This window comes from Paenibacillus sp. A3, from assembly GCF_001399685.1.
In the GTDB taxonomy this organism is placed as follows: domain Bacteria; phylum Bacillota; class Bacilli; order Paenibacillales; family NBRC-103111; genus Paenibacillus_G.
Genome location: NZ_JTHN01000334.1, coordinates 1 through 11,387 on the forward strand (window position 1 = coordinate 1; position 11,387 = coordinate 11,387).

At 52.5% G+C, this 11,387-nt stretch carries 12 protein-coding genes; 4 read left to right on the plus strand and 8 right to left on the minus strand.

The features are described from left to right. From QJ48_RS34245 to QJ48_RS34255, 3 genes are all read right to left on the minus strand, one after another. Positions 1-1,050: aldehyde dehydrogenase family protein (locus QJ48_RS34245; protein WP_272948185.1), on the minus strand; the 1,050-nt coding region annotated here is incomplete at its 3' end. Positions 1,051-1,240: 190 nt separating this feature from the next. Continuing rightward, a complete protein-coding gene (locus QJ48_RS34250; protein WP_054977744.1) occupies positions 1,241-1,771 on the minus strand; it encodes a hemerythrin domain-containing protein in 531 nt (176 codons plus the stop codon). Between the two features lie 366 nt (positions 1,772-2,137). Beyond that, positions 2,138-2,416 carry an alpha/beta-type small acid-soluble spore protein gene (locus QJ48_RS34255; RefSeq protein WP_054977745.1) on the minus strand — a complete coding sequence of 93 codons (279 nt, stop codon included), beginning with the start codon at positions 2,414-2,416 and terminating at the stop codon, positions 2,138-2,140. Between the two features lie 100 nt (positions 2,417-2,516). Between QJ48_RS34255 and QJ48_RS34260 the strand changes: the two genes are divergently transcribed. Further along, positions 2,517-3,476 (plus strand): radical SAM protein, encoded by a 960-nt coding sequence (locus QJ48_RS34260; protein WP_237763156.1) that lies wholly within the window; start codon positions 2,517-2,519, stop codon positions 3,474-3,476. On the opposite strand, the gene QJ48_RS34265 is transcribed toward QJ48_RS34260, so the two are convergent. Next, the gene (locus tag QJ48_RS34265) at positions 3,471-3,947 is read right to left on the minus strand and encodes a hypothetical protein (RefSeq protein WP_054977747.1); all 477 of its coding nucleotides are present in this window, start codon (positions 3,945-3,947) and stop codon (positions 3,471-3,473) included. The two genes, QJ48_RS34260 and QJ48_RS34265, sit on opposite strands and share 6 nt — an antisense overlap. Before the next feature lie 504 nt (positions 3,948-4,451). Here QJ48_RS34265 and QJ48_RS34270 point away from each other — a divergent pair. Genes QJ48_RS34270 through QJ48_RS34280 form a run of 3 tightly spaced genes read left to right on the plus strand, consistent with a single transcriptional unit; the run spans position 4,452 to position 8,065 of the window. Continuing rightward, on the plus strand, positions 4,452-5,777 hold the full coding sequence (locus tag QJ48_RS34270; RefSeq protein ID WP_054977748.1) for a glycosyltransferase: 1,326 nt from the start codon (positions 4,452-4,454) through the stop codon (positions 5,775-5,777). A gap of 42 nt (positions 5,778-5,819) precedes the next feature. After that, positions 5,820-6,920 (plus strand): acyltransferase, encoded by a 1,101-nt coding sequence (locus QJ48_RS34275; RefSeq protein ID WP_054977749.1) that lies wholly within the window; start codon positions 5,820-5,822, stop codon positions 6,918-6,920. A gap of 5 nt (positions 6,921-6,925) precedes the next feature. After that, positions 6,926-8,065, plus strand: coding sequence for a glycoside hydrolase family 18 protein (locus QJ48_RS34280; protein WP_054977750.1), 1,140 nt, complete (start codon positions 6,926-6,928; stop codon positions 8,063-8,065). A gap of 55 nt (positions 8,066-8,120) precedes the next feature. Here the strand turns inward: QJ48_RS34280 and QJ48_RS34285 are convergent, their stop codons facing one another. From QJ48_RS34285 to QJ48_RS34300, 4 genes are all read right to left on the minus strand, one after another. Next, positions 8,121-8,783 carry a hypothetical protein gene (locus QJ48_RS34285; protein WP_054977751.1) on the minus strand — a complete coding sequence of 221 codons (663 nt, stop codon included), beginning with the start codon at positions 8,781-8,783 and terminating at the stop codon, positions 8,121-8,123. 104 nt (positions 8,784-8,887) lie between these two features. Beyond that, entirely contained in the window at positions 8,888-9,682 is a 795-nt protein-coding gene (locus tag QJ48_RS34290) for a sugar phosphate isomerase/epimerase (protein ID WP_054977752.1), read from the minus strand. Positions 9,683-9,844: 162 nt separating this feature from the next. Further along, positions 9,845-10,702 carry an amidohydrolase gene (locus QJ48_RS34295; RefSeq protein ID WP_054977753.1) on the minus strand — a complete coding sequence of 286 codons (858 nt, stop codon included), beginning with the start codon at positions 10,700-10,702 and terminating at the stop codon, positions 9,845-9,847. A gap of 60 nt (positions 10,703-10,762) precedes the next feature. Then, positions 10,763-11,387: Gfo/Idh/MocA family protein (locus QJ48_RS34300; RefSeq protein ID WP_162238609.1), on the minus strand; the 625-nt coding region annotated here is incomplete at its 5' end.

Consider the following 11,387-nt stretch of genomic DNA (forward strand, 5'->3'; position numbering starts at 1 on the left):
GAGCTGAAGGGCGTAGGCGTCGCCTACGCCCTTCAGCTCGGCTACGAGCACCTTCGTGTCGTTTGGTACCGTTAGGCCGGCCATGGCTGCGATCTTGGCGGCCGGTTGGCCGACGATGACCGCATTGACCGCGCATTTCTCGGGATTGATGACCAACTTCGATACCGCTTCGGTTTCTTCGGCGTTCAGGAAGTAGCAGCCCAGCTCTTTCATCAGCTTTTTGGCTTGCTCGTAAATTGGCTCTTCCAGAATGACCGCTTGCTCGGAAGCGCAAATCATCCCGTTGTCGAATGTTTTGGAAAGAATCAGGTCCGTTACCGCCTGCGGCAGATCAGCCGTCTTCTCGATGAAGCAAGGAACGTTACCCGGCCCTACGCCAAGCGCCGGCTTGCCGGTGCTGTACGCCGCTTTGACCATGGAGGAACCGCCTGTTGCGAGCACCAGCGCTACATCCGGATGATTCATCAGAAGCTGGGTCGCCTCTACGGACGGATTCTCTACCCACTGAATGGCGTGCTCCGGAGCTCCGTGCTTCACGGCCGCTTCCAGCAGCGTAGAGGCTGCCGCGACGCTGGAGCGCTGCGCCGACGGATGGAACGCGAAGATGATCGGGTTGCGCGTTTTGGCGGCGATCAGCGACTTGAACATCGTCGTCGACGTCGGGTTCGTGACCGGCGTAACCCCGGCGATGATCCCAACCGGCTCAGCCACCGTCTTGTAATGCTCGTACGGATTGTTATCGATCACGCCGACCGTCTTGTTATGCTTGATGCTGTGGTAGATGTACTCGGTCGCGAAGATGTTTTTGGTGATTTTGTCTTCGTATACCCCGCGGCCGGTTTCTTCCACCGCCATCTTCGCCAATACCATATGACGGTCGAGCCCGGCAAGCGCCATATGCTGCACAATGTCATCCACTTGGGATTGATCCAGCTTCAGATATGCTTCTTGCGCCTTTCTTGCCCGGGCTACGAGCTTGTTTACTTCCTCGAGCGCGGCTGCTTTTGCGTCGGCTTTCACTTCTTTAACGGCCATTGATGTTTCCTCCATTCGTGTCGTTTAACAATAGTATAGGCGGTTCTGGGCTTATTCGTCCAGAATTTGGTTGTGGAACTACGCGGCAGTCGTTGCAAATCCATGAAGTGCCTTTCGGGCCTTCGCCCTTCGTCTTGCCGCATTGCTCACAGGTGATAAGATTCATCGGCATCCTCCTTCCTTTGGCCTGAATCAAAGCTTTATATTAAGAAAATAAACTATCGATATCATCAAGGATCTGATCGGCCATCGGGTAGACGACGTCTTCCTCCAGATTCAGGTGCTCGTTCAGAATGAGGCAAGCCTGAATCAGATGCGAGCTCGTTTCCCGGATGGCTTCCCGGGTCGGCAAGGTAAGCCGGTCTACCGATTCGATGAAAGAATCGATGAACGTTTCCGCAAGCTCGTGATCTTTTTCCATTACCCAAAAGGACGGCATCATGGATGGACCGGAATATTTATTGAAGTAACTGCACAGTAAAGGGAACAGCTCCCGCTCCTCCCAGGTCGCATGCCGGTCCAATTCGGTGCGGAAATCCGTAATTTCCTCCCGCAGCTGCTGGAGAAGCGCCATCGCTTCCGGAACAGTTTTCATCTTTCCGACCGATTGAGCCTTGGCCTGCACCGCAGACAGCCGGATTTTTAAGGCGTCGTGCTCTTCCTTGAGACGGTCCACCGCGTCCATAAACCGGGTCGGACGCGCGCTTTGAACGCTGGCTTCCGTTATCGTACTCATTGAAACAATCCTCCTCGTATTGGGATTGCCTTCATTGTAATCGCAATGGAAGAAATACACTGTGAAAAAAATCACTAGTCACAAAAGGGACATATTCCGACAACAAAAACCGACATCCGCCCGTCACGATTTCGCTGTTGAAATCCGATAAATACTGCAATTTCCGCTTGTTTCAACAAATGACTAATTAATCATTTCAATATATTTCGATATTATTCGACATTTTTTTTATAAATGAAGAATAGTTACCGCAACGAACATCTTCTCCGACATCCGCCTAATTTTCAGCACGGCAAAAAAGAGCTCGGTCACTTCATGACCGGCCCTTTCGGATGGAACTTGAATTTCATGTGGTTGTTCTGCGGGTCAGCGTTTAGCCAACTGTTCTTGAGCGAGCCGAACCATCTCGCGCACCATGCTTCCGCCGATCGGTCCGCCGATCTTGCCCGCTTGTTCGGTCGAGAGCTGACCGTTATTTCCGGGGCTAAGCGGAATTCCGAGCGTCTTGGCCACCTCGTATTTCACCAAATCCGGGCGGTTTGGATCGACGGCATAGCCTTCCCGGCGCATAACCTCCGACTTCAGCCGGTCCAGCGCCTGATTCGCTCCGGGCACGACCGGCGTGCGGCTGCGTCTTCTTGCCATCGCAACTCCTCCTTTGTTTCCCAGTTGCAGGAACATTTGTTCCCATGTATACTTTAACCTAACAAACAGAACATATATTCGCGTATCCGTTAATATGGAGGTGTTCGCCTTGCCGACGCAAACCCGATACGAGCCTGTCCGCGCCAAGCAGCTGCTGAATCCCGTTAAAGCCCCGTCCATGCCGTTCGATTGGTCGATCAATCCGTACCGCGGCTGCCAGCACGGCTGCAGCTTTTGCTATGCCCGTTCGACCCATGCCTTCCTCGGCATGGAAGCCGACGATACGTTTCAGCATCACATCCTGTACAAAGACAATGCGCCGGAAGCGCTGCAAGCGCAAGTCGAACGCATGCTGCGCGCCAAGGGCGGACGAAGCAGGCTGGGCCGAATCGCGATCGGCACGGCTACGGATCCTTACCAACCGCTCGAGGGCCGTCTGAAGCTCACGCGCCAATGTCTCGAAGTGCTGGTTACCTACCGGCTGCCGGTCAGCATAACGACGCGCTCTCCCTTGATTTTGCGCGATATCGATTTGCTCCGCAAGCTGCCGGGAAGCTCGGTTAACATCAGCCTGAATACGCTCGATAAGCGTATTTGGCGCAGCTTCGAGCCGATGTCTCCCGCTCCGGCCCAGCGGCTCAAGGCGCTTCAAGGGTTAAGGCAGGAAGGCATCGAAGCCGGAATTTTTATGGCCCCGATTCTGCCCTTCCTGACCGACCAGCTGGAAGAAATGGAGCAGGTCGTAGAGCAAGCCGCCGAAGCCAAAGCGTGCTTCGTGATGGGATCGGTGCTCCGCTTGAACACGTCCGAAGTGAAATCGTGGTTTTTCGGGACGATCCGGCAAGCATATCCCCGCTTGGTCGGCTCGTATGCCGATTGGTACGGACATTCCCCGACCGCGCCCAAAGCGTACCGGGAGCAGATCCGAATGCAGCTTACCCGCCTTCTTGAAAGGTATAGCCTTCCTGAGTACCTGCCTGCGATCGGAACCAAGCCGACGCAAGCGGAAAGCCCCAAAGAAGATAAGCCGGTGCAGCTCGCTTTTGCGCTTGATTTATGAGGATTTTCGGAACCCTTTCCACATGCGGTACAAAAAGAACAAGACCACGCCCCAAAAAAGGATGCCGAGAATCGAGAACCCCCCATGTACTGGTGCGACCCCTCCTCCGAACAAGCCGAACGGGTTCAGAATGCTGCTGAGAAGCGCGCCAGCCGCAAAACCTCCAAGGATGCCGCCCAACCCGCCCCGGGCAGGAGGCGGCGCCGTTCCCGGTGCCGGAGTTGCCGGGGTTCTCCGGACATTGTCTGCGGGCGTTCTTGCGCCGGGCGCCGGCGTATATCCCCTTCGGCCGCCGGAGTAGCCCCCTCGTCCCGAGCGGTAAGCCTCCGTCTGGTAAGCGCCCTGTGGACCGCCAAGCATGTCGATATCTTCCTGGCTGTAAGGAACCGGCAGACTCCCCTCTTGCGCACTCGCCGGGGCGGACAAAGCGCATAGAAGAACGATCCATAATGAAAGCAACAACTTTTTCATGCCACACCTCCTTCGCTTCAGGCAGCGATAGGTAAAGTATCCGTCCGAAGGAAGGCGGCTATGCATGCATGTCGTTTCTTTCCCCCAATAACGTTCAAGAGACCGATAGCCCCGCAGTGAGACTCAGCAGCATTCCTTCCCCATTAGCCCTGTTCCTCATCTCCGGCGGCCCGCCCCCAGCCGAAAAACGGCATCTTTCTACATCTTTCTACAACAGCAACCAAGCAAACTTCCCTCTAAAAAAGTCAAGAAAAAATAAACTAAACTAACAAATCTTGTGAGTATGATCCATGAAGAAAATGGATGTATTAGGAGATTCCCGCAGAAAAATAGCAATGTATTCGTTTTATTGAAATTTGTAGCAGTTTTACACGAAATGGATCGTCCACTATGATAGCTAAAAAGGACTAAATTTTACAGGAAAAACCTAGTCCTAGGCCAAACAGGCAGCCGTTTCACCGCAACGCAAAACAGAGATAAAGAAGAAAGTAGAGGGAGTAGGAGATGCAGTACGTTTTGTATGTCACAACGATCGTGTTCCTTGTCTTCCAGCTGTTGTACACGGTTATTCCCTTGTTGTTCGGCAAGGTGAAGAAGCTTGACGAAAGCCTGACCGAGAAGTCCATTTCGGTGCTGGTTCCCGCCTACAACGAAGAGCTGACGATCAAAAATTGCATCGATGCGATGAACGGCCTGAACTACCGCAATCACGAGGTGATTATCGTCAACGACGGTTCCAAGGACGATACGCTGTCGAAGCTGCAGGAGCTGTTAGTTCTGGAGTCCCGGCACCGGGAGCCCGGCGGACAGCTTGTCTACAAACCGGTCAAAGACTTCTATCAATCTGCGAGGTACCCTCATATTTTCGTCATCGACAAGCATAACGGCGGCAAAGCCGACTCGCTGAACGCAGGCATTGATTACGCCGTGTCCGACATCGTGATTACGCTCGATGCCGACAGTATGCTTGAAGCCCGTTCCCTGCAGTACGTGAGCCAATATTTCCATGACCCGGACGTGATCGCCTTGGGCGGCACGGTGAAGATCGTACAAGGCGCGGAGAAGAAGAACGGCGTCATCGTCGAGAAATTTACGGGAAAAGGAATCATCAAGACCCAAATCATCAACTATATCCATGGCTTCTACGTTCGGAAGCTGACGCAATCCGTCTTTAATTCCATCGTCGTCATCTCCGGCGCGTTCGGCGCGTTTTACAAGGATATTCTGGTCCGGGTGAACGGCTTTCGCAGTACGGTCGGCGAAGATATCGACATTACATTGAAGATTCACGAATATATGAAAGCCAACCGGTTGGCCAAAAAGCTCGTCTACGCGCCGGAAGCGGTCTGCTATACCGAATGCCCGGAAAATATGGCCAATTTCTACAAGCAGCGGATTCGTTGGCAAAAAGCGTTCGTCGACTGCATCCTCCTTTATTGGTCCAAGCTCTCGCATCACTTTAGCCGGGGCGTCAGTCTGTTTTTTGCCATCGACGGATTTGTTCTCGGCACAATTACCGCCTTCACCAGTTTGATTTATATCGTTCAATTGCTGATAAGCCGTCAAAGCTTGGGGCATGCGCTGGTATTGTTCGCCATTACGGTAGCCGTCAATGCGGTGCAGATGATCATCGCCTTTTACCTATGCAAAAAATTCGGAAGCACCTACACGATGAAAGATTACATCCGCATGTTCCTTTTCAGTCAGGCGGAGCTGCTGACGTACCGGAACGTCGTACTGTATATCAATATTGTTGGAACGCTCAAATATTTCGATAACGACGAAGGCTGGGGATACGTGGAGCGGAAAGGCGTCGCTTCCATTAGCTGAACCCCTGCAATTCATTGACGACTGACTCGGAGGAGGATGCTTATGGACAACCTAATGAAAAACAACCGCATCATCTACATCGACTTGCTGCGGATCATCTCCATTCTCGCCGTAATCATCCTGCATATTACTGCGGATTTGCTGACACGGACGAATGATTTTAATACGATATCGTGGTGGATCAGCAATGTGCTGAATTCGATCGCCCGATTTGCGGTTCCCGTCTTTTTCATGATTAGCGGGGCCATGATTTTGCGGATCGAAGTCTCCTCCTACAAGGAATTTTATAAGAAGCGCATCGTCCCGTTGGCCATCCCGCTCGTAAGCTGGTCGCTCATCTACGATGCCTACAACCAATATTTTATTCTCAAGAGCAACTTGACGATCCTTCAGTTTTTTACCGATTTCGTCTATCGGCTTATCATCGACCGCAATTACATACACCTGTGGTTCCTGTACGCGATCATCGCCATCTATGTCACGGTGCCCTTGGTCAGCCGGCTCGTCAAAGCGTGTTCGGAAAAGGAACTGCGGTATTATTTGACCCTCTGGTTCGCGATAAGCATCGTCTACCGTTTCATATCGGATATGGTGTTCCGGGTCGCCTCCGAAAGCATCTATGTCCCGATCCTGAACATCCCTTTATTTATGGGATATCTCGGTTATTTCATTCTCGGATACTATCTCTTCCATTACGAGCTGCCTGCGAAAGTGAAGTCGCTGCTGTTTAATATCGGAGTCGTTTCTTTTTTCGTGACGCCGGTTGCGACTTATTTTGCTTCCTTTTATAGCGGGGTACTGGACGAAGTGTTCTACGGCAATTATTCGATTACGACCTTTTTCATGGCGGTCGGACTGTTTCTATACTTTCAAGAGAAGAACGCTGTGTTGGGCGAAAAGCTGAATTACAAGCTTCAGAGGCTGATCGGCTCCATAGCCAAGGCGAGCTTTAGTATTTATTTGATCCATCTTTTGGTTGAGCTGACGATTTCCCGCAGGGTGGAAAGCGAAGGGTCCGCTCCGGAAACCGTCTTCACGCTGCTGCTCAATCTGGGCATGGTGTTCGTCATCAGCTACATCGTCGTAAAAATATTGAATCTCAATAAATTCGTGACGCGCGTATTATTCGGCGGAAGAGGCTAATGCACATGAAAATCAGCATCTACACCAAGATCTTTATCGTCCTGCTGATCGCAGGAATGGGGGTATATTTCTACGTCCAGCAACAAACCAGCGATCGTAAAATCACTTCGGTCTATATCGTTCCGAGCGGAAGCGGCATCGATCGGATCAACCTTTCGAATCCGCGTGTCGATATCGCCTTTATCGCTTTTGCGAAGATCGATAAAAACCGGCTTTATTTCCACACGGACCCTGCTGCCGATGCCGAAATCAAAGAAAATATCAAGACGCTCCGGGCGAATAACCGCCAAACGAATCTTGTGCTGGGCGTAGGCGGCTATGGAGCCGACGGCTTCTCGGACGCGAGTCTGGCGGAGAACCGCGGGCAATTTACGGACAATATCGTCGCTATGGTGAAAGAGCTGGACTTGGACGGCATCGACATCGACTGGGAGTACCCGGCTTCGGATGCATGGAATACGCAGAAATCCCGGCCCGAGGATACGCAAAACTTCACTTACCTCATGAAGGAGCTCCGGGAGAAGCTGAACCGGCTGCCGCATAAGAAACAAAAAAAATATTTGCTGACCTTCGCTTCAGGGACCCAGGACTGGTATTTCCGGAACGTCGAAGTCAAGAAGGTCGAGAAATATGTCGATTTCATCAATGTGATGAGCTATGACCTAACTGGACGCTGGTCGCAAACAACGGGCTATAACTCCAATCTGTACGCCGATGCGGGGAGCAAAACGGCACATAGCGTTGACGCCGTCATCACGATGTATCTGGAGCACGGAATCGATCCGCGGAAGCTCCTGTTGGGCATTCCGGCTTATTCCTACGGCTGGGAAGAGGTCAAGAGCGATAGCGACGGATTATTTGCGGAGGGCAAGCCGATCGACATCGACAAGGTGGACTTGAGCTACAAAACGCTCGAAGCGAACTACATCGGCAAGAACGGCTTCAAACGTTACTACGACGATCACGCCAAGGCCGCTTACCTGTACGACGGCAAGACGTTCATTTCGTACGAGGACAAGGAAGCTTTGAAGGCCAAAATTGCTTACATTCAACAAAAGGATTTGGCCGGCGCCATGGTGTGGGAATATTCCCAGGATGCGGAGCACGGATTGATCAAGTTTCTGGCGGAGCAATTGCAAGAATAGAGGAGATCGTTGAAAGGATAAGCGCGCCTTCTCGTACAAGCGAAGCGCGCTCGTTCTATTCCAAATAGTCTTTTCGATAAAAAAGTAACACCAAATAAACAAAAAAAATGAAGAGAAACGAAAAAAATGTGTAATAAGTAAGTTGGTTGCCATATCCAGTGGAAATCAAACCGACAATTAGAAGCACCCCACTGCAGATAAGGCTTCCGAGAATGCTTCGATTGATTCCGGTCCACTTCGCTCTTCTCCGCATGTGACTGGAGATAAAAGTGAAGCCTCCATTTTTCTTTTTGATAATCCATGCTATTCCAAGCCCAAGGGGGAACGTAACCATCTGCAGCATGAATGTTTGATACGATGTGATATCGTGGTAATCTTCCAAAAAATAACCATACCCTATCTTAAAGAAAAGTACAACCAGTCCCTGAAGCAACAAGTACATCAAACATCCAAAACATAACATAATCGAAGCATCGAACCAACGAATTCGATAAACGAACTTTAAGTATATGTACATGGCAAGTAATTGAAATATATTGTCGAATATTGGCTGCATAAGAACCATTCGCGCCCACAGAGAGAATACGGCAAGAACGAGCCCTAGACTGGCGACGGCCAAAAGACGATAGGATTGTCGATAACGGAAAGATACCATTATCAGAACAAATATCGTAACCGTCTCAAGTGTGGAAAGTGCTATGGAAATGGCTAGTCCCACGTATTTTCCTCCCTTATCAAAATTTAACGGGCTGCATGCTCCTATAAAAATTCTTCTGCCCCTTTACCACGATCTTTTCGCCCCCTCCAGCCTCTCTTTAATCTTTAAGACGGATTTCCGCTCCAAAGGTTACGCAAAATTTGCAAATCCTCGAGCGCCGCTTCATACAATGCTTCCCGGTCTTCATTCACGCGGACTCCCTCGGTGAATTCCAGCGTAAACGAACCGCGGAAGCCTATGCGTCTCATCAAATCCAGCCGGTCTTTCACGAGCTCCGGTCGTCGGCTTAACCGGATAAAATGACTGTCCCCGTCGCGAAGCTGCACGTGTGCATGAGTAATCGCGGACCCGAGCTTTTTGAACCAATCTCCGAGTTCTCCCAAGCAGTAGAACGGATGCACGATCGCTTGGAACGGCCCGTTCCCTAACCGGCGCAGCATTTCCGCCGCGGCATCGGGATGCTCCGCGACCGTCCCCGGGTGACACTCGCACAATATTCGGCATTCTGATGGCAGCAGCTCCGCCCAGCGCTTGACGTTGGCCAGGTAAACCGGAAGCTGGGCCGGATCGGCACCGAGATTGAATTTCACCGCGGGCGCGCGCAGCCGTTTCACCAGAGCCGCAGCCTCATAACGCTTCCTCTCCGCCTCATCGCCATCCTCGAATCCGATATACGAATTGACGATCGCTACGCAACCCGAAGCCTCCAGCACCGCCTGCTCCCGTTCGTCCGCCAGAAGCGCGTGATTTTCCCACAGTTCCATGCCGTCGAAGCCGTCCTCGCGAAACCGTTCCTGCCAATCGCTGACCGCATAGGACGGCTTGCGCTCCGCCGCCCACCGGTTCCGTTCCAGCAAAATCGTGCCGATATACAGCTTGTTCTCGTAAGACTGTGCCATCCGAGCCGTCCCTCCCGCATCAAAATATCTTCAAGGAAGCATAGCCCACGCCGAAGCTTTCGTCAAGAACGCTGTCCCCGATGCCGGGGAAGTCAAGGACTGTTTGTAAAAAAAGAGACCGCGCCATAGGACACGTGTCTCTTCTATGCTACACCTGCGTTTTTACGATCCGCTTACCAACAGATGCTCCAGCTTGTAAAATCGAAGGGCGTTGCCGCCAAAGACGGCTTCCCTCTCCGATTCCCCGAGCCCGTCGGGCACCGCGCTGTCCAGCAGCTCCACGACCTGATCGTAGCTTGCCGCCAGCAGGCAGACAGGCCAATCGCTGCCGAACATGACCCGATCCGTGCCAAAAACGGACACCACATGTCTCACATACCGGACGATCTGCTCCGGCTTCCAATTCCGGTGGTCCGCCTCCGTGACCATTCCCGACAGTTTGCAGTACAGCCGAGGGTTGGATGCTGCGGCCTCCGCCAATTGAGCGCTCCAAGGCTCCCATTCGCCTGCGGCGATTTGCGGCTTCGCGATATGGTCGATCACCGCCCGCAGGTTCGGCGTCTGTTCCAGCAGCTTGAGCACCGCCGGCAGCTGATGCGATTTCAGCAGCAGGTCCACCGGAAAGTCTTCCTCGGCAAAAAATCGCATCGCCTCGACAATGTGCGGCCGGAGCATGTCTTCCGCCCGCTCCATCTCTTGAATCATGGTCCGAAATCCGACGAACGCCGGATACCGCTTAAAATTCCGGTACTGCTCCCGGTAATCCGTGCGCTCCAGATCGATCCAACCGACGACCCCGGCAATGCGTTCAGATCGCCCGGCCAGTTCCAGCATATAGTCCGTGTCCGACAACGTAGGCGCCGCTTGAACGACAATCGTCCGGTCGATCCGGTTTGCCGCCAAATGAGCCTCCAAATCGTGCGGCTCGTAATCCCGGTACAACGCGCTCATCTCCGGCGTAATCCAGCCGTAATCTCCTCGTTCCAGCTTCCAGTAATGCTGGTGCGCATCGATTCTCACCTTAGTTCCTCCTTAAGCACGCCGCTATCATCTACAGAACATCGTGCTCTCGTCTTCATTTTATATGCGGTGCGGCTGAATATCCAGAGCCCGGCCTTCGCGGCTCGATTCGGCCGCATAATACACCAGCCCTTGCGTCCGAAGGTAATCGCGTCCGCTCGTCTCGCTTTCCCGACCTTCGCGCAGCGAATCCAGGAACTCGGTGACCGTATCCGTTGCCATAACGTCGCTGTAATCGTCGAAACGGGTGACGGCGCCTTCCTTGAACAGAAGCAGCTCCTTATTTTTCACTTCGATGACGCCTGTCGTCCCTTCGATTCGCCAATTTCCGCCCCATTCGGTTTGTTCGCCCCGGGACGTAATCGATCCGGTATAGCTTACCGCGATCCCGTTCTCCATCTCCAGAAAAGCGTACAAATTAATGTTCGCCGGCTTCCCGCTCCAACTGCCGACCGGATTGAAATTCCGGGCAAAAATCCGGACGCCCTCCTTCCCGGTCAAATAGCGCATCAGATCAAAATGGTGCACCGCGATATCGTCCAGCAGGCTGACGGTATAGTTGCGCTGCGTGTGGTGGTACCGATAGAACTGAACGTCGATAGTCGACACCGTGCCGATCGTTCCGGCGTCGAGCAGCGCTTTCAGCTTCCGCATGTACGGGAAGCGGCGGTAGTTTTCCGCGATC